Source organism: Dolichospermum flos-aquae CCAP 1403/13F (assembly GCF_012516395.1).
GTDB lineage: Bacteria > Cyanobacteriota > Cyanobacteriia > Cyanobacteriales > Nostocaceae > Dolichospermum > Dolichospermum lemmermannii.
Window position 1 is genome coordinate 4,735,911 of the sequence record NZ_CP051206.1, and the last position, 20,295, is coordinate 4,756,205.

A 20,295-nucleotide genomic window follows, 5' to 3' on the forward strand; every position below is an offset into this window, starting at 1 on the left:
TTTTTACAGCTTAAAGATGTTTTTAGTAATTATGGAGGATAACCCGCCAATCTATGTCAGTAATTGACAGTGGTGGGTGTTTTTTGTATGTGTTCATATCATTATTAATTATTTAATTTAGCTAAGGAGAAAAAGCCGTGAAACTACAATGGTTACTACCTGCTACCTTTGGTACTGTACTCATGCTATCGTCGCCGACTTTAGCCGCAAAATTGGAATCTTGGCGATTTGATCGAAATCAAAATCTCTTAGAAATTAATACAAATAGTGCTGTAAAACCAGAAGCACAATTAGTTTTTACCCCCACTCGGTTAGTAATTGATTTACCGGGTGTGAAATTCGGACGTTCCCAGTTAACTCAACAAATAGGTGGAGGAATTCGGGAAATTCGCATTGGTCAATTTGATGAACAAACAACCAGGATAGTTTTAGAATTAAGTCCTGGTTATACCCTAGATCCAAAACAAGTGAAATTTGTGGGTAAAAGTGCTAATCGCTGGACAGTACAACTACCAAAATTAGAATCTGATTCCAACTCATCTGCCACCAATAATAACACTAACAATAATAATAATAATAATTACAATTTAGTCGGCATAGATTCCCAGGCAAAACCTGAATTTTCACCCATTGCTAAAACTGCTAACAGCAGGAGGGGAACAACTCAAATTGAGAGTTTCCAAATTACTGGTGATGGGTTTTTTATGCGGACAAATGGCGGTAATCCTCAAACTAGAATCATCAGAAGTCGAGATCAAACTACGGTATTTATTGACATTCTTGATGCAACTTTATCAGCAAATTTAACACAAGGAAATTTAGCCGTTAATAAACACGGTGTGGACAGCATTGGATTGACTCAATTGCAAACAACCCCAACATCTGTCCGCATGACCTTAAAAATCGCCACAAATAGCCCTGATTGGCGAGTAACCGCTAGTAGCAGCGGTTTAATCATCCTTCCCACCAGGGGAATGGTTAATGCCCCTGAAACTGATAATTTTCCCCCCACCAGAAACAATAACGACTCAATTGCGACAATTGAATCTATAGAACTTGCGGACAATGGCACACAATTATTAATTAAAGCCGACCAAGTTATATCCGCTACTACAGGTTGGGATAAAAGTTCTGGTTTGTTCCGGATCACCATTCCTAATGCTAAATTAGCCAATGAAGTCAAAGGCCCCACTTTTAATGCTAATAGTCCTATTATCAAACTTCGTCTGCAACCGCAACCGCCAAATACTGTAGTTATCTTGATTCAACCTGCATCAGGTGTTACACTAGGTGTACTCAATCAAGCAGGAGACAAATTTCTGGCTCTAAAACTGCAACAATATCGTCAGATTAGACCACCCATGAATTTACCTCCCCTATTACCACCCAAACAACAACTACCTGACCTTAAACCCAGACAACCACAAATTACCCCAAGGCGCTCCCTTCGTAAAGGCAAAATAGTAGTGATAATTGACCCCGGACATGGTGGTAAAGACTCAGGGGCAATTGGTATCGGTGGAGTGCTGGAAAAGGATGTTATTTTACCAATTAGCAAAAGAATTACTGAAGTTTTGGAACGAAATGGTATCCAAGTAATTATGACTAGAGGTTCTGACTACTTTGTGACTTTACCGGGACGGGTGACCATGGCACAACGGGCTAATGCTGATGTATTTGTCAGTATCCACGCTAATTCAGCAGGTGCAAATCGTCCAGAAGTTAGTGGTTTAGAGACTTATCATTATGATAGTGGTTTAAGACTAGCTCAGATTGTCCATAGTAAAATTCTGCAAAGTCTCAATGTCAGAGACAGAAACGTGCGGAAAGCTAGATTTTATGTGCTTCGCAAAACTTCTATGCCCTCAATTTTGGTAGAAACCGGTTTCTTGACCGGTAGAGACGATGCTGCCAAACTGAGAACTTCAGCTTATCAAAATCAAATGGCCGATGCGATCGCCCAAGGCATACTTCAGTATTTAAAATCCAGATGAAAAGTAACTTTTATCACCTGTCATCTGATTCATCACCAACCCTAGAAAAATAAATTTGCTGACCAAATGGCAACAGTAACCCGATTATATGCTATAATCCTACGCCATTAGCCGTGTCTTACTACCAACACCAAAATCTTTTACTTGCACAAAGTTAAATTTGCAGCGGTGATGGTCTGAAGATTAGCCCATAAGTCGAGATATTGACAAATCCCATCAATAGGAATCAGGAGAAAGGATTGTGAAACTACATTGGTTAATACCTAGCACTTTTGGAACGGTCTTCATGCTATCTTCGCCCGCTTTTGCCGCGAAATTAGAATCTTGGCGGTTTGATACCAATCAAAATCACTTAGAAATTAACACATCTAGCGCTGTCCAACCCCAAGCCCAACTTATTTTTAACCCCACCCGTTTGGTAATTGACTTACCAGGAACCGAACTTGGTCGTCCGTCCGTAACCCAACAGATTGGTGGCAAAATTCGCACTATTCGTATCGGTCAATTTGATGACCAGACAACACGCTTAGTTATCGAACTAGCCCCTGGTTACACCTTTAACCCCAAGCAAGTCAAATTTATTCCCACCAATGGCAAACGCTGGATAGTAGAATTACCACAGCCAGAAGTTGCTTCTGGGCAAACTGGAGAACCATCACTACCCCCAACATCAGATCAATCATCTGAACCAACACTAGACCCCAGAAGTATTTACAACGTAGTTACAGCAAATCGGATTACCCCATCTAATCGAGAAATCCCCCCAGGGGTAGTGCAAATTGATCAATTCCGAGTTACAGGGGATGGGTTTTTTATTAGTACCAGTGGTGGAAATCCTCAACTGCAAGTTAATCGCAGTCAAGACAATCGCTCTGTTAATATTGATATCATTGGCGCAGCCTTATCACAAAATATGGGACAACGGGATCTAGTGATTAATCGCTATGGAGTCCGTCGTATCCAATTTAGCCAATCATCCAGTAATCCATCTACTGTTCGCATGACCTTGCAGTTAGATAGCAATAGTCGCAATTGGCAAGCCCTACTTAGTGGTAACAGCGGTTTTGTCGTCATCCCAGATCGTTTGGCCAAATTACCTGATAATAACCAATCCTCCGCACCATCACTGAGTGACTCCCCCGCAATTATTCAATCTGTAGAAATCGGTGGTAATGGCACACAATTACTAATTCGGGCAGATCAAGCCATATCTGCTACCACTGGTTGGGATAGAAGTTCCGGTCTATTTCGCATCACCATTCCCAATGCTAAGTTAGCTAATCAGGTCAAAGGTCCGGTTTTTAGTAGTAATAGCCCTATTCTGAAAGTCCGTCTCCAACCCCAATCTGACAATACTGTAGTTGTTCTTGTTCAACCTGCATCTGGTGTTAGCTTTGGGGTACTTAATCAAGTCCCATCTCAATTATTAGCACTACAATTACAAACTAACCTCCGCTCTCAACGCCCTTTAATTACACCACCTATCCCTTCTATCCCACGACTAGATCCTCCAAGTTTTAGCACAGACCCACCGCAAACAAGATCCCAGCCCCGTCTACCAGTTCCTAATGGCAAAGTTTTAGTAGTTATTGATCCTGGACATGGCGGTAAAGATTCTGGCGCTCCTGGACTGGGTGGTTTGCTAGAAAAGGATGTCGTTCTACCTATTAGTACAAAACTGGCGAGAATTTTAGAACAAAACGGTATCCAAGTTGTCCTCACGCGAGATGCTGACTTTTTTGTGGAACTGCAAGGACGAGTGGATATAGCCAAGCGTGTTAATGCAACTTTATTTGTCAGTATTCACGCCAATGCTGTGGATAATCGCCCTGATGTCAATGGTTTGGAAGTTTATTATTACGACAATGGCTATGCTTTAGCTGACACTGTCCGGCAAGCCATTCTCCAAAATATTAGTACCCTCAAGAATCGAGGCACTCGTAAAGCTAGATTTTATGTGCTGAGAAAAAATACTATGCCTGCTATTTTAGTAGAAACAGGTTATATGACCGGTCGAGAAGATAATCCCCGTTTAGGATCACCAGAATACCAAAGTCGTATGGCTGAGGGCATAGCTAGTGGTATTCTGAATTATTTAAAACAAAGATAATGATCGTCTGTTGTTCGTTGTTTTTTCTTTACCACTAACCACTGACCACTAACCACAATCCAAATTAATACTTGCTGTGTATTCATCTTCTATTTTTGATAGTCATTTTGATACTTTCTCCCCTCAAGAACCTCAACGCGCTCCGATTGGGGTATTTGACAGTGGTGTCGGTGGGTTAACCGTACTGCGACAAATTTATCAACAACTCCCCAACGAATCAATTATTTATGTGGGGGACACAGCCCGCCTTCCCTATGGTATTCGTTCCCAACCAGAAATTCTCCAATTTGTCCGAGAAATCCTCCATTGGATGCAGCAGCAACGGGTGAAAATGGCAATTATGGCTTGTAACACCAGTTCGGCTCTGGCATTAGATATAGTCCGTCAAGAATTTAATTTCCCCATTTTAGGAGTGATTCTACCAGGGGCAAAGGCAGCAGTCCAACAAGGACAGCGCATTGGTGTCATTGCTACTCCAGCTACGGCTCAAAGCAATGCCTACCGTCAGGCTATTTTAGAAATTCAACCCCATGTCCAAGTTTGGCAGGTCAGTTGTCCCGAATTTGTGCCACTAATTGAACAAAATCGCATTCATGATCCTTATACTACTGAAATCGCCAAAACTTATCTAGAACCTTTGCTGAAGCAGGAAATAGATACTTTAGTTTATGGTTGTACCCATTATCCCCATTTGTCACCAGTTTTGCGATCGCTCCTCCCTACCCAAGTCAAACTAATTGATCCAGCAGTTCATGTAGTAGCTGCTTGCTCTCAAGAATTAGATATACTAGGGATTAAGAATATTCATCCACCAATGCCCACCCGCTTCGCTGTCAGCGGTTGTCCTCAGCAATTTACCCAGTCTGCTTTGCAGTGGTTAGGCTATACCCCAATGGTAGAACAAGTCTGTTTTGCTGATGCTGTCCTATGATAAGGGGAGAAAGAAGAAAGAAGAAAATTTCTCCCTCTCCCCTCTCCCCTCTCCCCTCTCAGTGACTATTCATAGCTTCAGTCACATTTGTCGTTAATCCTCTTTGCTGCTTGTACTTATCTTGGACAGCATCAGAATCGCTTTGAGAAAGACCTTTTTTGCCCGTTCGCTTGGCTAATGCTAATAATAAATACACACTAAATAAGTATCCAGCAGCTAAAATAAATATCATCATGGGCATATTTCCGTAAATCATTGTTCCCCCATCTTTAATTACTAAGGAAGATAAAATTGCACACAAAACTAGCGAAACTTTAGTTAATCCAAGCACACCCTTGATAACTGTAGTTAGCTATACTAAACTTTCCAGTAGAAAATACATTTTCTCTGGTCCATTAATTTATTTTCTTTAATATCAACTTTCCCAGGCCATACATCCGACAGCAGTAAAATTGCTAAATAGCAAAACTTAACTGCGCTCATCAGCAGTCTACCTAGCCTGTGTTATTGACTTCACGCCCATTTAAATAGATATACGCCAATACCCAACGTGCGCTGAATACGTTGAGTTACTTCCATAACTGGAAAAGCATAATTCAACTCAAAAAGCATGATTATCGCCGAGAATCTAGGAATTATTCCCATTTTTTCTTTGGCGACGAGTTATTTTAGACCCACAACACTAATGCGTAAAATCACCCAATGATGGTTTTACTTAGGAAGTGAATAAGCTGAAAAATTTAATATCTCTAGGTATTAGCCTAACACAGCCAGCCTGAATTTGAAGCTAATTTTTTCACTAAATTTAAAAAATTTTCGTTGCTGACAGCGAATTTGCGGTTGTTGGTAATGCGCGTTATTTTATTAACATTCTACCTTTGATAACTACGCAGAATTGGGGTGACAAGAAATGAAGCGACATTAAAAGAGCATTTATGATAACATATTTTTAATTCAAGCTCCGAATAACTTAATAGATATTAAAAATCAGATTCCCAGAGGAAAACTTTGCGCTGACACTGGGTTATCTTAAAATTAAAGAATATGTAAACTTTCGTAACCTAAGCCAGAGTCCGCCTATCCATGACCCCAGCCACCTCCCTGTTTACCCCTGTGGAAGCAGACCTGCAAATACTAGCAGATAACCTTAAACAGCTAGTTGGAAATCGCCACCCCATTCTCTATGCCGCAGCCGAACACCTATTCGGTGCTGGGGGTAAGCGAATCAGACCTGCGATAGTGCTGCTGATATCGCGGGCAACCATGCTACAAGAAGATATTACACCGCGTCACCGACGACTGGCAGAAATTACAGAAATGATCCACACAGCCAGCTTAGTCCATGATGATGTAGTAGATGAGTCAGATGTCCGCCGTGGTGTACCGACAGTACATAGTTTGTTTGGTAATCGCATTGCTGTACTGGCCGGGGATTTCCTCTTTGCTCAATCCTCTTGGTATTTAGCAAATCTCAATAATTTGGATGTTGTTAAACTGCTTTCGGAAGTAATTATGGATTTAGCCGCTGGAGAAATCCAACAAGGGTTAAATCGTTTTGATGCTGATCTTTCTACAGAAACCTACCTGCAAAAGAGTTATTACAAAACAGCCTCATTAATTGCCAACAGTTCTAAAGCCGCTGGCTTAATTAGTGAAACATCCCTAGAAACTGCCGAACACTTGTACAGTTACGGTCGCCATTTAGGTCTTTCCTTCCAAATAGTAGATGATATTCTTGATTTCACCAGTTCCACAGACACCCTGGGTAAACCAGCGGGTTCTGACCTCAAAAGTGGCAACCTGACAGCACCAGCTTTATTTGCCTTGGAAGAAAAACCTGACTTGGCAGCCTTGATTAACCGAGAGTTTGCCCAAGAAGGGGATTTAGAAAAGGCATTGGCACTAATTCATGATAGTCGAGGTATCCAGCGAGCTAGAGAGTTAGCTGCTCACCATGGCAAATTAGCCACCGAGCATATTGGTATTTTAGAACCATCAGCATCCCGCGAAGCCCTGATGAATTTGACCGACTATGTCCTAAGTCGTCTCTACTAAGCAAAATTTAGGGCGATTTAAGGTTTGGGATTGAGGAGATTTAATATCCAAAATCCCAAATTTAGTTATGGATTCTTCCTCCTTCTAATTCTTCCTCCTGACTCCTGACTCCTGACTCCTGACTCCTAGTTATGCAATATTGGGAGGAATTATTTTTTTGCCTTTAAATTCCTGTAATCGTTGCTGAATCAGCCTTTCTAGTTGAGAACGCCGCACTTCTACAGTATTTGTTATATTTCCTGGTGTTTCGATAAAAACTATGCTGTGTACTGGTTTCAGGGCTACCAATTGGAATAAAATTTGAGTAACATCCATGAGGGTTGGCAGCAAGTGAGGGTCACGCCCATCATCTGAGATTAGGGAAACATCTTGTATGGTAGGGAAAGCGTAAATAACTTGCTTTTCTATTCCTGGATTTGCGCGATTGCTCAATGTAGTTAAAACCCAATCCTGCTCAGAATTTTGGAGAATAAAGTATTGGTAGTGGTTTAACTTTTGGGCAATAGCGATTAATACAGGAGCGATTGATACCATAATCTGTGGTGTCACGCCATCCTGGGGTGCATTGTCTATCAGCAATTGAATTTGTGCTTCTAAATCCATCATGAGTTGTAAATGACTTTTGGATAATGGCTAAAACATGAGCGCAAAATATCCCACAAAATGGGGGTTCACAAGTTCAATCTTCTTACGCCACATATCCTCACTGTAGATTGGTTTGCGTTTGACTTGTACACAAAAACCATGCAGCTATTATCTAAGGTCTGACAAGTCGTGTCCAAAGTATGTTAGGGTCTTTTTGAGAACTGGGACTATGAATTCAACAGCAATCGCAACTAATCAGGGGAAAATTTCTATCAGCGTGGAGGTCATCTTTCAATTCCTATTTAAGGAACTTCAACAGTCAACTAAGGCTTCGGAGCAAAATTGTCACGATGTATCTGTGAGAATTACTAACGAAGTTTTGCGGATTTGTAATGAAAGTAAACGCATTCAAACTTCCGGATCTGTAGAAAGTTCAGCCATGAGCCTAGCTAAACATCGGTTACAACAGTGTATCCGATACTATCAGTTAGGTTCAAGTCGTGGTAGGGTAGAATTACATAGCACATTGAGTGCTATTGTTTACCGTTATATTAATCCCCCTCACAAGCAATTAAGCTATCAAGGGCGGTTGACGATTATTGAAGATTTTCTCCAGAGTTTTTATCTGGAGGCTTTAAATGCTTTTAGAAGGGAGAACCAATTAGGTCTTACCTATCGTCCCCATACTCTCTTGGAATTGGGAGAATACATGGCATTTACCGAACGATATGGTAAACGGCGGATTCCCCTCCCCGGTAGGCAGCAACAGTTAATTATTCTGCGAGCGCAAACTTTTTCTAAACAGCAGCCTTTAGAAACAAGTGTAGATATAGAACAGGCATCATCTGGTGGGGGTGGTGAGTCTGACGGTTCTTGGGAAGAGCCAGCTATCCACCAATTGCGCTCGGCTATGGCAATGCAGCCCGAACCAGAAGAAGATACCCTGCGCTCGGTTGTGATTACTGAATTAATAGACTATTTAGCAGAAAAAGAACAATCCGACTGTGCTGATTACTTTGCTCTTCGTCTTCAGGATTTATCAGCACCAGAAATTGAGTCAATTTTAGGTTTAACATCTCGGCAGCGTGATTACTTACAGCAACGGTTTAAATATCATTTAATTCGGTTTGCTCTTTTACATCGCTGGGAATTGGTACATGAGTGGTTAGAAGTTTCTTTACCAACTAATTTGGGTTTAACTCCAATTCAATGGGAAACTTATACAGCCCAGTTAGATAATAAAGAAAGGTCCATCTTAGATTTGAAGCAAGCAGGAAAACCTGATGAGGAAATATCTAAGACTGTAGGCTTGTCAATGGCACAATTACAGAAACGTTGGTTTAAGATTTTGGAACAGGCTTGGGAAATTCGGAATTCCTTAGTGTCCGGATCTAGTGCATCTACCCATGAATGGTGACTTGTGAATCTTCACAAAATCATCAACTTGCTTGGGTATTGAAAAATTACAGATTCAGCACCTACTTGTATAGCTTGTTATAATGTGAGGAAATTGACGGGGCAGACATTCATTTCCAGATGGTAGCCAAATTATTGGTGAACTCAGATTGACAAGAAAAGCCCCAAACCTTTCAATTGGGAGAAATTCCTACTGTGCAAGAACGTTTTCAAGCTATTCTTAAGCGTCGTTTACAAGACCAAATAGAAAAAAATCCGCCGTTGTTCCCCTGGGAAACACAATCAGTGGAGTATCCTGACTGTGTAGAAGAACAATCTTTGGGATTAGTTCCTGTTTGGGGGTGGAGGGTCCACCAATCTAAGTTAAATTTACCGATTCCTTTGCCCGAAAAAGTTTTTTGGCAATTGTTGGCCAAATGTCAGGTTTTATTGACATCTTCCCTACCTCTGGGAGCTAAATTAGTTCAGGTGGTAGAAAGTATGTTTCCTACCGATACTCAAGTCATCAATGATTTGGCTGGGTTAGTGTTGAGAAGCTCTTATCGTTCTGCTGATACTTTGACAGCTACGGCTGATGTTGAGAGCGATTATTTTGATTTATTACCACGTCAACAAATGGCATTGTCGTTAATGGCAGCCAAGCAACTGTTAGAAAATCTAACTTTGCCGATTTCATTTAATCAGCCACTGCTAGAAAGACAATGGCTCACTACGGTGGGGACTTTGAGTATTCGAGTAGAATTACGGAATTTAGGTAAATTTACGAGGTTGACGGTTCAGGGTGAATTACCTACATTGGGGATTTTACAACTCCAGGGTAATCCTACTCAAGAATTTGTGAGGTCTGAGACTTCAGAAATACCGATGATAGAGTTACAAATTGATAGAAATCAGCCAACTTATACTTTGGCAGTGGAGTTTCCCGAATTGGATCAACAGCCTTTATTGTTGGCTATTCAGGTGAAAATCTAAGGCAAATGCCATATCTAGGAATTAGATGGGAGCAATGGCAACTGATGTATAATAATCTTGATTAATTTTCTGGCTTTAAAACTTAATTCTCTTGGAAATCAACAATATTAATTAAAGGTGTATCTAGAACCCTAGCTATGAGCAGGATACTTGTACTCTTAGGGAGTATACGGCTAGGATAAGGGGGTGAAGACAAGATGATAGTTTTCATACCTAGCATTGTGTCCGCAGCGTCTACATCATAGCTTTGGTTGTTTGAAAATGTTTAATTCATCCAGGATGAATCGGTTTTGGCGTTTACCGGTAGGTAATCAGTGGCAACAAACTAGAGGAAAATCTCCAACAAGGGAAGTGGAAGATTCAATTCCTTTACGAGTGCTGGTGATGGCTTTGGTAATTTTGGGGATTGTGGCCACGGATATTGCTGGTGAAACTCAATTTAGTCTGTGGACAGTACCATTAACTATGGTAGGAACGGGGTGGAGTTACTACCGTCGCCGTAGTTCTAATATTCCTGTGCAGTTCTGTATTGCGATAGGAATGTTATTGGCTTTGGGGGCTTTTTTTGGGCGGTTTATTGGTAATTGGAATGATACTCGGCTAAGTTTGGCGGAGTTATTGATTCAATTGCAGGTATTACATAGTTTTGATACGCCCCGACGCAAAGATTTGGGCTATTCGATTGTGATTGGGTTGATATTGGTGGGTGTGGCGGCGACGTTGAGCCAAACTATGACGTTTGCACCTGTGTTACTATTATTTTTAGGAATATCTCTCCCCACTTTAGTGCTTGATTACCGTTCTCGTCTAGGGTTCAAGCAATCTACTTCGGAAAAATCTGCCAAAAAGAATAATTCTAGTTTCAATTTTAAATTTCTAATTGTAAATTTTTTGTTGATTGTGGCTTTAGGACTGGGGATTTTTGCAATTTTACCCAGAGTTCCTGGTTATCAGATTCAGTCTTTTCCTGTGAGTGCGCCCCTGAAAATTCCCGAAAATTTTACGGGGCGGAGTATTATTAACCCCGGTTATGTCCGTGAAGGCAAGGGTAATGGTCAAGGTAATGACAATTATAGTGGTAGTGGCTCAGGAAAAGCTGGTGAACCAGGAAAAATAAACAGTAATTTTTATTACGGTTTCAATAGCGAGATCAACCAAAACCTGCGGGGGGAAATGAAACCCAAGGTGGTGATGCGAGTGCGATCGCAAGCAGCAGGTTTTTGGCGCGTCCTGGCCTTTGACAATTATACGGGTAAGGGTTGGAAGATTTCCCGTAATGATCAAGTTACTACCCTCAGACAATCATCCTGGACTTCCCGCATTTCTATTGATTTTGCACCCTTGGCTACTCTCACTAAAGAGGTAGTGCAAACCTATAATTTGGTGACAGAGTTGCCTAATCTGATTCCAGCAATGTCCTATCCCAAAGGTTTGTACTTTCCCACACCAATGATAGCGGTTGATCAAGAAGATGGTTTACGTGCGCCAGTACAGTTATCAGAAGGGCTAACATATACCGTAGTTTCGGATGTTCCTTACCGCGATCGCTCTTTATTAGGTAAAGCATCAACTAAATATCCAGCCAATATTAAAAACTATTACCTGCAAATCCCGCCAAAAATTGCCGATAAAGTCCGCAAACGAACTGAAGAAATACTGGCTAGTTATGATCAACAAAGGGTTTCCCGTTCTCCAGGGACGAAAAGCCTAGATTCAGCTTATGAAAAAGCTCTTTACTTAGCCCAGTATGTTAAACAGAATTACACCCTACCGACAAATCCTTTAGATTTGCCTTATTTGAATGAAAAGGATGACTTGGTAGAAACCTTTTTATTCAAAAATAAAGGTGGTTATCCAGACCATTTTTCCACTGTATTAACGATTATGCTGCGTTCTATAGGTATTCCAGCGCGGTTAGTAGCGGGATTTGCCCCAGGAGAGTTTAATCCGTTTACAGGAATGTATGTTGTCCGCAATACTGATGCCTATGCCATGACGGAAGTTTATTTTCCTAAGTATGGCTGGTTTACCTTTGATCCAATTCCTGGACATCCTTTAATTCCCCCTTCGATAGAAGAAGATCAGACTTTTAGTGTGCTGCGGCAATTTTGGAATTGGGTAGCTGGTTGGCTACCTTCACCAATTACAGCTATTTTAAATACTGTATTTGGGACGATATTTAGCTGGTTATTCCCAGGAATAGCTTGGTTTTTGGCTTTATTTACCAAAGGTTGGTTGGGGGTATTAACTGGTTTAATTGTGGGGACAATCGCGGCTTTTTTAGGTTGGCTGGGTTGGGGACAATGGCGTAAGTGGCTAAATATCCGGTGGTTAAAGAAATTACCGCCAATGGAAAGACTTTACCAGCAAATGCTACAATGGAATGCTAACAAGGGTTTAGGTAAGCATCCCAGTCAAACACCTCTAGAATATGCCCAGTTTTCATACCAACACCATTCTCCAGAAATAGCGGAGGTGATAGATGAAATCTGTCATGCTTATGTGAGTTGGCGTTATGGTGGACATACTCCCAACTGGCAGCAGTTACAACAAAGATGGCAAGCATTGAAGAAAGTTGATAAAAATCGCGTTTCTTGATCATTCGGCGCATTTACAGCACTTTCCGGTGTTATGAGGTACTTATGTAGCGGGCAAGATGCCCGCACTACAAGAGTTTCATAATTCAAGTTTGTACCTCATTAGAGCGAAATCTGCCGGATAAATGCCCATTCCCAGCTTAAAAAAGCTCATCTTGCCTATATTATTTTCAATTCACAAGAAACATTTACTAGCTTAGATGGATATAATCTTGCATATATCATAGGGAGTATTTTTAGGAGATTTGGCCGATAACACAGCTAAAAAAAGCATAAGTTATGAAAAAACTCAGATTAACGGGGGTTAAATCGTTGTAACTCCCATTCTTTAGCGATAACATGGAAATAAGTTTGCTACAAGCTTTTCATTTCTCGTTTAGCTGAAATTTTTTTTATGGAAATTCAATTAATCAATATCGGGTTTGGTAATATCGTCTCTGCCAACAGAGTCGTTGCCATCGTTAGTCCAGAATCTGCTCCCATTAAACGCATTATCACCGATGCTAGGGATAGAGGTCAACTGGTTGATGCTACCTATGGACGACGGACTAGGGCAGTGATTATTACTGATTCTAGTCATGTTATTCTCTCTGCGATTCAACCAGAAACCGTAGCCAATCGGTTTGTGATTTCTCGTGATCATCATGTTGTAGATAATTAATCATTGGCATAATTATCAACCCAACTCTATTTGTACCATATCGGCTGTACTATGTGAATTAGACTGGTTTTCTGTCACCAGTGCTACAAATTCTTTAGTCTTGATGCTATTTTGAAGAGTGAGGATAAGAAATACTGCCGCAGAGGCTGATACCGTAGGTATTTAACCATCTCAAATCCTAAATTCAAAATAGTATTAGTTATTTTAGTCGCTAAAACAAGACTAAGGAATCATTTGTATTTATTAATTCACTTTTTTCACGGATAATGCAAGTTTTACCTACCCATAATGGTGCAAATACGAAAGAATGTCCGCCTCTGGGCAAACTAATTGTTTTAACCGGTCCGAGTGGAGTCGGCAAAGGTACGTTAATGAATGAAATTCTCCGGCGTTATCCAGAATTGCATTATTCAGTATCTGCAACGACTCGTTCACCTCGTCCGGGAGAAATCAATGGTAAAAACTATAACTTTATTAGTCGGAGTCAGTTTGAACAGTTAGTTACTCAAGGCGAATTTTTAGAATGGGCAGAATTTGCTGGTAACTGTTATGGTACGCCCCGTGAAGCTGTTTTGAACTATATTCAGTTGGGTAAGTTGGTGTTGCTAGAAATTGAACTAGCAGGAGCAAGACAAATCCGTCATACATTCCCTAGTGCCCTGAGTATTTTTATTTTGCCACCTTCATTTGCAGAACTAGAAAACCGCATTCGTGGACGGGGACAAGATTCAGAAGAGGCTATTTCTCGTCGTTTGCAACGTGCTGAAGAGGAGATTGCCGCTGCTAACGAATTTGATATAAAAATTATCAATGATGATTTTGAGCAAGCTTTAAAGGAAATAGAGTTAGAGATAGGACGTAATTTACCATGACATACTAGACATAGCCGGACATTCGTGGTATGATAGGACAAGCAACAAACTTAGTTCTATCAGATGACAGTAAATTATGTACCTCCAAGAGTCGCTGCTACCAGATTGGGAGTCAGCACCAAAACGCTTGAAAGGTGGCTTGAAGACGGGAAAATCGAAGGCATCTTTACCCAAGGTGGACAAAGAAGATATAACCTCGATTCAATTATCCCTGTTCGACATGGCAATCCGCCAGACGAACGAGCCACCCTTTTATATGCCAGAGTTTCAAGCCGCAGTCAGAAAAACGACCTTGAGCAACAGGTTCAGTTTCTCCAGTCTCGTTACCCTGACGCAGAAATCATCACTGACATCGGCAGCGGACTCAACTTCAAGCGAAAAGGTCTTCAAACCTTACTGGACAGAGTTCTCGGCAACACTTGCAAGCTTGTTGTCATTGCCCACAAAGATCGGCTTTGTCGCTTTGGATTCGATCTTATCTCATGGCTCTGTGCTAGGCAGCAAACTCAAGTATTGGTTCTCAACCAAGCGAACCTCAGTCCAGAACGCGAAATGGTTGAAGATATTCTTGCCATTATCCATGTCTTCAGTTGGCGATTGTACGGACTCAGAAAGTACAAAAAACAAGTCGCTGAAGACAGTGAGTTACCGAGTGTATCCAGTAAAGGAACTTGAGTTTATTTGGAAAAAATGGGTGGCTGCCGTTCGCAAGGTTTACAACATTTCCATTGCCTACTTAAACGAAAATCAAGGGTTTAGTAAGGTTGGTAAAAAAGGTGGAAAAATGGGGTTTAGAACCATGCTTAAAGCCTCCGGTTTAATCCCTCAATGGTGTTTAGATTTGAATGTTTCTAAAATACTAGACAACGCTGCAATGGAAGCATATAAAGCCTGGTCAGAAACAGCCAAAAACCCCAAAACAATTAATAAAGGTAAAGACAAAAAACCGCATCATCAAGCAGGACTAAGGATTGCTAAGTTCCGAAGTATCCGTGACCAAAAACTAACCATTCAATTTGACCCGTCAGCATATAAAAATGGTAGATGGATGGTATCAACAACTAAACATCTACCGCGTCCTGAATTTAGAGGACAAGATTTTTGTGTTTTAACTGACGGGTCTTCAGAACTCACCTACAACAAGGGTCGCTGGTTTGCTCACTTCCCTGTAGAATTGCAGCAGACCGCAAGTGTTACAAATAAAATAATTTCACTTGACCCCGGCATCAGAACTTTTATGACTGGTTTTGATGGCAGCGACTTCTTAGAGTTTGGGAATGGAGATTTCAACAAAATAGCTAAACTTTGCTCACACCTTGATAAGCTTAAATCAAAACATGATCTAAGCGTTGGACACAAATTCAAACGTCTTAGATCCAAACTTAGACTGGCGATGGAAAGGCTCAGAACTAGGATTAAAAATCTTCGCTCTGAGTGCCATAAACAAGTCGGTTCATATCTAGCCAAAAACTATGATGTGATTGTACTTCCTACCTTTGAGACTTACCAAATGGTTGTCAAAAAGAAACGGAAACTGAGAAACAAAACAGCTAGGGCAATGATGACTTGGGCATTCTATCAGTTCTCTCAAACTCTTGAACATTTGTGTAACCGTTACGGTTCCAAATTAGTGAGAATAACTGAAGAATATACATCGAAGACTTGCACGAAATGCGGACACGTTCATAGAAAACTTGGTAGTTCTAAGAACTTTGTTTGCCCTAATTGCGGTTATGAAATACCGCGAGATTTTAATGGAGCCGTGGGGATTTTCCTCAAGGCAATGTGGGATACCACCTTTACCAACTCAGTTGGTGATGTTGTACTGGACATTCACGATATCTCAGATGTCAGGGAATATCTCGGTTAAAAGTATCAGTCTCCTCTATGAAGACACGAAGATTTTAATGCAAGTAATCAATGAACAATAGCTAAACCTTAAAATATGCCAGTTAAATTAACTTTATGCCTTTTGTGACTGTAAGAATCAGCTAAGTCAGACTAGAATTAACCGGGCCAGTTAACCTTTGCTGAAATTCCCAACACAGGAGGTTTAATTTTGACGAAGTTGAAAATTGGTATTAATGGATTCGGTCGAATTGGTAGACTTGTGTTACGTGCTGGTCTTACTAATCCCAATATTGAATTTGTAGGAATTAATGATTTAGTTCCCCCCGATAACCTGGCTTATCTTCTCAAGTACGACTCTACACACGGAAGATTGAAAAGCAAAGTTGCAGCCAGAGAAGACGGGATAGTTATTGACGGTTATTTTATCCCCTGCGTATCCATGCGAAATCCCGCCGAATTACCTTGGGGTAAATTGGGTGTAGATTATGTTGTCGAATCCACAGGACTCTTCACGGACTACCCTGGGGCGGAAAACCACCTCAAAGCAGGTGCAAAGCGGGTTGTGATTTCTGCACCGACAAAAGAACCAGAGAAAGTAAAAACAATGGTCATGGGTGTAAATCATCACCTATTTGACCCAGCAAAAGACTTGATTGTCTCCAATGCAAGTTGTACTACAAATTGTTTAGCCCCCATTGCTAAAGTCATTAATGATAACTTCGGTTTAGCCGAAGGGTTAATGACCACAGTTCACGCCACAACAGCCACTCAGCCCACGGTAGATGGTCCCAGTCGTAAAGATTGGCGCGGTGGCCGGGGTGCGGGTCAAAATATTATTCCCTCCGCTACAGGGGCGGCTAAAGCGGTGGCTTTGGTATTACCAGAATTGAAAGGTAAATTAACTGGAATGGCTTTGAGAGTTCCCACTCCTGATGTTTCCGTGGTTGACTTAACTTTCAAAACTACTAAAGCCACTTCTTACAAAGAAATCTGTGCAGCGATGAAAAAAGCTGCGGAAGGTAATTTATCAGGTATTTTGGGTTACACCGATGAAGAGGTAGTATCTACGGATTTTCAAGGTGATTCCCACTCCAGCATCTTCGACGCGGGTGCAGGAATTGAACTCAATGCTAATTTCTTCAAAATTGTCTCCTGGTATGACAACGAATGGGGTTACTCCAACCGCGTCATTGATTTAATGTTGTCAATGGCCAAGAAAGAAGGATTGATTTAGGTAATGGGTAATTGGTAATTGGTAATTGGTAATTGGTAAAACATTCTTCCCAATAACAACTTACCACTGACTACTGACCACTGACCAATCCAGGGCTTAACGGGGTGTGCTACTTTACCGTTACTCCTTACATACTTATGCGTCGCACTAAAATTGTTTGTACTATTGGACCTGCTACATCTTCACCTGAGAAGTTAGAAGCTTTGGTAAGAGCAGGAATGAACATGGCGCGGTTAAATTTTTCTCATGGTGCTTATGAGGCTCACGCCCAGGTTTTTCATCATTTGCGGCAAATTAGCAAGGATTTACACAAGCCAATTGCGATTATGCAGGATTTGTGTGGTCCAAAAATTCGGTTGGGAAAATTACCACCGGAAGGACTGATGTTAGAAGCTGGGACTGAGGTAACTTTTGTTTTACAAGAGAAGGGTGAAACTATTGATGAGTTACCCTTACCTCTACCTACTCTCTTTGCTATGATGCGATGTGGTGAAACGATTTTAATTAATGATGGTCGGGTGAAATTAACTGTTACCAGTCGAGACGCTGATAGAATTCGCGCTCATGTGAATATTGGTGGTTTGATTTCTTCTCATAAAGGTGTAAATTTACCTGCAACTCCTTTACCTGTAAGTTCAATTACAGAAAAGGATTTAATGGATTTACGTTTTGGGATACAATTAGGAGTAGACTGGGTAGCGGTTTCCTTTGTGCGATCGCCCCAAGACCTCGAACCTGCACGCCGGATGATTGAAGGCGCTGGTTCAAAAATTCGTCTCATTGCCAAAATTGAACGGGCAGAAGCTGTGGAACAGCTAGATGCTATCATTGCAGCCGCTGACGGTATTATGATTGCTCGTGGGGATTTAGGGGTGGAAGTACCGATTTATGAAGTCCCCCTGATTCAAAAAGACATTGCTCGTCGTTGTAATCAAGCTGGTAAACCCGTGATTACAGCTACTCAAATGTTAGAGTCCATGATTAGCGCCCCCGACCCTACTCGCGCTGAAGCTACGGACGTGGCTAACTCAATCTTAGATGGCACAGATGCGGTAATGTTATCTGGAGAAACCGCAATGGGTGAATATCCCCTAGCTGCTGTCCAAACTATGCACAATATTGCATTAAGAACAGAAACCGTACTTCAAGAGGGAAATAGACATTCTTGGAGTCCGAAAGCGGGTAGTTTGACGGTGACAGAATCAGTATCTCAATCGGTTTGTCGCATTGCCTATGAAACCGGTGCAAAAGCGATTCTCTGTAATACTACATCAGGAAGTACAGCCAAACTCGTTTCTAAATACCGTCCCAGCACACCAATTATCGCTCTTACTTCCGACTGTACCGCCTACCGTCAATTAGCTTTATCTTGGGGTGTAGAACCGCTACTGATTCAACCTGTTCACAATGCTGAAGAAATGTTTGTGAATGTGGTAGACACCGTTGTAGATAGTGGTTTAGTTCAGGAAGGAGACAAGGTGGTGATTACCTCTGGTGTCCCAATTGGTCAATCTGGAACAACAAGTTTAATTAAAGTGCATTCTATTGGACAGCCAATTACAGCATGACGCATCTAAAATGGGTGATTGGGGACTGGGGATTGGGAATTGGTAATTGGTAATTGGTAATTGGTAATTGGTAATTGGTAATAATTTCTATCACCACTGACAACTAACCACTAACCACTAACCACTAACCACTGACAACTAACCACTGACAACTGACAACTGACAACTGACCACTGACAACTGTACGGGCGAAGCATTTGGAGAACTATTTTTTGCAATGACCGATAATTTATCTTCCAAATGCTTCGCCCCTACTGACAACTGACAACTGACCACTGACAACTGACAACTGACCACTGACATTGGAGTATGTTATGCCTAAGAACTTACTAGAAGCACTACGGGCAGTGACCGTTGTGGTAGCGGATACCGGAGATATCCAATCAATTGAACAGTTTAAACCTCAAGATGCTACTACCAATCCCTCACTGATTACTGCTGCGGCACAAATGCCGGAATATCAGGATATTGTTGATCAAACTTTACTGAAAGCTAAAAAAGATGCTGGTGCTGGTGCTAGTCAAGCACAGGTGGTATCTCTAGCTTTTGACCGTTTGGCGGTATCTTTTGGATTGAAAATTTTGCAAATTATCCCTGGTCGTGTATCTACAGAAGTAGATGCTCGGTTATCCTATGATACAGATGCTACCGTAGCTAAAGCACGGGATTTAATCGCTCAGTATAAAGCTGCTGGTATTTCTAAAGAACGGGTTTTGATTAAAATTGCTTCTACTTGGCAAGGTATCAAAGCTGGGGAAATTTTGGAAAAAGAAGGTATTCACTGTAACTTAACTTTACTATTTGGTCTGCACCAAGCGATCGCCTGTGCGGAAGCTGGTATCACTTTAATTTCTCCTTTTGTTGGTCGGATTCTTGACTGGTACAAGAAAGATACTGGCCGGGATAGCTATCCCGCAGCGGAAGATCCAGGTGTATTGTCTGTAACTAGCATTTATAACTACTATAAAAAGTTTGGTTATAAAACCGAGGTAATGGGCGCTAGTTTCCGCAATATTGGCGAAATTACTGAATTAGCTGGTTGCGATTTGCTGACTATTTCTCCAGGGTTGTTGACAGAATTGCAAAATACTGTCACAGAATTACCCCGCAAACTTGATCCTGCTAAGGTAGCAAATCTATCAATTGCCAAAATTTCTATTGATCAAGCCACCTTTGAGCAAATGCACAATGGCGATCGCATGGCTTCTGATAAACTCTCAGAAGGTATTGATGGTTTTACCAAGGCTTTGATTTCTTTGGAAAAACTATTAGCTGAAAGATTGGCTGGTTTAGAAAGTGAAAAGGTAACTGCTTAATAATTGGTGATGGGTAATAGGTAATTGGTAAAATCCTTACCTATTCTCTATTACCTATTACCTGCTCTATCTACTTTTTACGGGTTGTTTTCGGATTAGATAATTCATATTTTGAGCCGCTATTTTTACTATT

The 20,295-nt window shown here is 41.2% G+C and carries 17 protein-coding genes; 14 read left to right on the forward strand and 3 right to left on the reverse strand.

Annotated elements, in window-relative coordinates:
• The first annotated feature begins 137 nt into the window (after positions 1 to 137).
• The 3 genes from HGD76_RS22650 to murI all read left to right on the forward strand — a co-directional run bounded on the left by HGD76_RS22650 (position 138) and on the right by murI (position 5,035).
• Positions 138 to 1,994, forward strand: coding sequence for an N-acetylmuramoyl-L-alanine amidase (locus tag HGD76_RS22650; protein WP_168697106.1), 1,857 nt, complete (start codon positions 138 to 140; stop codon positions 1,992 to 1,994).
• Positions 1,995 to 2,235: 241 nt separating this feature from the next.
• Positions 2,236 to 4,104 carry an N-acetylmuramoyl-L-alanine amidase gene (locus tag HGD76_RS22655; RefSeq protein ID WP_168697107.1) on the forward strand — a complete coding sequence of 623 codons (1,869 nt, stop codon included), beginning with the start codon at positions 2,236 to 2,238 and terminating at the stop codon, positions 4,102 to 4,104.
• A gap of 76 nt (positions 4,105 to 4,180) precedes the next feature.
• Positions 4,181 to 5,035 carry a glutamate racemase gene (murI, locus tag HGD76_RS22660; protein ID WP_168697108.1) on the forward strand — a complete coding sequence of 285 codons (855 nt, stop codon included), beginning with the start codon at positions 4,181 to 4,183 and terminating at the stop codon, positions 5,033 to 5,035.
• Positions 5,036 to 5,093: 58 nt separating this feature from the next.
• Here the strand turns inward: murI and HGD76_RS22665 are convergent, their stop codons facing one another.
• A complete protein-coding gene (locus tag HGD76_RS22665; protein WP_015080668.1) occupies positions 5,094 to 5,291 on the reverse strand; it encodes a hypothetical protein in 198 nt (65 codons plus the stop codon).
• An 827-nt stretch (positions 5,292 to 6,118) separates the two neighbouring features.
• On the opposite strand from HGD76_RS22665, the gene sds reads away from it, so the two are divergent.
• Entirely contained in the window at positions 6,119 to 7,090 is a 972-nt protein-coding gene (gene sds, locus HGD76_RS22670) for a solanesyl diphosphate synthase (protein WP_015080667.1), read from the forward strand.
• A gap of 129 nt (positions 7,091 to 7,219) precedes the next feature.
• On the opposite strand, the gene HGD76_RS22675 is transcribed toward sds, so the two are convergent.
• Entirely contained in the window at positions 7,220 to 7,693 is a 474-nt protein-coding gene (locus HGD76_RS22675) for a hypothetical protein (protein ID WP_041458069.1), read from the reverse strand.
• Positions 7,694 to 7,904: 211 nt separating this feature from the next.
• On the opposite strand from HGD76_RS22675, the gene hetZ reads away from it, so the two are divergent.
• The 9 genes from hetZ to pyk all read left to right on the forward strand — a co-directional run bounded on the left by hetZ (position 7,905) and on the right by pyk (position 18,846).
• Positions 7,905 to 9,092, forward strand: a complete 1,188-nt coding sequence (hetZ, locus tag HGD76_RS22680; protein ID WP_168697109.1) for a heterocyst differentiation protein HetZ — start codon at positions 7,905 to 7,907, stop codon at positions 9,090 to 9,092.
• Positions 9,093 to 9,286: 194 nt separating this feature from the next.
• Positions 9,287 to 10,063 carry a PatU gene (locus tag HGD76_RS22685; protein WP_233466960.1) on the forward strand — a complete coding sequence of 259 codons (777 nt, stop codon included), beginning with the start codon at positions 9,287 to 9,289 and terminating at the stop codon, positions 10,061 to 10,063.
• Positions 10,064 to 10,324: 261 nt separating this feature from the next.
• Positions 10,325 to 12,661: a transglutaminase TgpA family protein gene (locus HGD76_RS22690; protein ID WP_233466961.1), complete on the forward strand. Its 2,337-nt coding sequence runs from the start codon at positions 10,325 to 10,327 to the stop codon at positions 12,659 to 12,661.
• Between the two features lie 393 nt (positions 12,662 to 13,054).
• Positions 13,055 to 13,321, forward strand: a complete 267-nt coding sequence (gene remA, locus HGD76_RS22695) for an extracellular matrix/biofilm regulator RemA (protein WP_015080662.1) — start codon at positions 13,055 to 13,057, stop codon at positions 13,319 to 13,321.
• Between the two features lie 266 nt (positions 13,322 to 13,587).
• Positions 13,588 to 14,193, forward strand: coding sequence for a guanylate kinase (gene gmk, locus HGD76_RS22700; protein ID WP_168697111.1), 606 nt, complete (start codon positions 13,588 to 13,590; stop codon positions 14,191 to 14,193).
• Between the two features lie 63 nt (positions 14,194 to 14,256).
• Complete coding sequence (locus HGD76_RS22705) at positions 14,257 to 14,868, forward strand: IS607 family transposase (RefSeq protein WP_168697112.1); 612 nt, start codon at positions 14,257 to 14,259, stop codon at positions 14,866 to 14,868.
• On the forward strand, positions 14,846 to 16,063 hold the full coding sequence (locus HGD76_RS22710; protein WP_233466962.1) for an RNA-guided endonuclease InsQ/TnpB family protein: 1,218 nt from the start codon (positions 14,846 to 14,848) through the stop codon (positions 16,061 to 16,063). The genes HGD76_RS22705 and HGD76_RS22710 overlap by 23 nt, the downstream gene beginning before the upstream one ends.
• 189 nt (positions 16,064 to 16,252) lie before the next feature.
• Positions 16,253 to 17,278, forward strand: coding sequence for a type I glyceraldehyde-3-phosphate dehydrogenase (gap, locus tag HGD76_RS22715; RefSeq protein WP_168697114.1), 1,026 nt, complete (start codon positions 16,253 to 16,255; stop codon positions 17,276 to 17,278).
• Between the two features lie 137 nt (positions 17,279 to 17,415).
• Positions 17,416 to 18,846, forward strand: coding sequence for a pyruvate kinase (pyk, locus tag HGD76_RS22720; RefSeq protein ID WP_168650818.1), 1,431 nt, complete (start codon positions 17,416 to 17,418; stop codon positions 18,844 to 18,846).
• A 138-nt stretch (positions 18,847 to 18,984) separates the two neighbouring features.
• Here the strand turns inward: pyk and HGD76_RS22725 are convergent, their stop codons facing one another.
• On the reverse strand, positions 18,985 to 19,149 hold the full coding sequence (locus HGD76_RS22725) for a hypothetical protein (RefSeq protein WP_210967675.1): 165 nt from the start codon (positions 19,147 to 19,149) through the stop codon (positions 18,985 to 18,987).
• Between the two features lie 11 nt (positions 19,150 to 19,160).
• Here HGD76_RS22725 and HGD76_RS22730 point away from each other — a divergent pair, with 11 nt between their 5' ends.
• On the forward strand, positions 19,161 to 20,162 hold the full coding sequence (locus tag HGD76_RS22730; protein ID WP_168697115.1) for a transaldolase: 1,002 nt from the start codon (positions 19,161 to 19,163) through the stop codon (positions 20,160 to 20,162).
• The last annotated feature ends 133 nt before the right edge of the window (positions 20,163 to 20,295 follow it).

Excerpts from the sequence above, each read along its gene's own strand:
- HGD76_RS22665 (WP_015080668.1), bottom strand. The coding sequence starts at position 5,291 with ATGATTTACGGAAATATGCCCATGATGATATTTATTTTAGCTGCTGGA.
- sds (WP_015080667.1), top strand. The coding sequence starts at position 6,119 with ATGACCCCAGCCACCTCCCTGTTTACCCCTGTGGAAGCAGACCTGCAA.
- HGD76_RS22675 (WP_041458069.1), bottom strand. The coding sequence starts at position 7,693 with ATGGATTTAGAAGCACAAATTCAATTGCTGATAGACAATGCACCCCAG.
- hetZ (WP_168697109.1), top strand. The coding sequence starts at position 7,905 with ATGAATTCAACAGCAATCGCAACTAATCAGGGGAAAATTTCTATCAGC.
- HGD76_RS22690 (WP_233466961.1), top strand. The coding sequence starts at position 10,325 with ATGTTTAATTCATCCAGGATGAATCGGTTTTGGCGTTTACCGGTAGGT.
- remA (WP_015080662.1), top strand. The coding sequence starts at position 13,055 with ATGGAAATTCAATTAATCAATATCGGGTTTGGTAATATCGTCTCTGCC.
- gmk (WP_168697111.1), top strand. The coding sequence starts at position 13,588 with ATGCAAGTTTTACCTACCCATAATGGTGCAAATACGAAAGAATGTCCG.
- HGD76_RS22705 (WP_168697112.1), top strand. The coding sequence starts at position 14,257 with ATGACAGTAAATTATGTACCTCCAAGAGTCGCTGCTACCAGATTGGGA.
- pyk (WP_168650818.1), top strand. The coding sequence starts at position 17,416 with ATGCGTCGCACTAAAATTGTTTGTACTATTGGACCTGCTACATCTTCA.
- HGD76_RS22725 (WP_210967675.1), bottom strand. The coding sequence starts at position 19,149 with ATGTCAGTGGTCAGTTGTCAGTTGTCAGTGGTCAGTTGTCAGTTGTCA.
- HGD76_RS22730 (WP_168697115.1), top strand. The coding sequence starts at position 19,161 with ATGCCTAAGAACTTACTAGAAGCACTACGGGCAGTGACCGTTGTGGTA.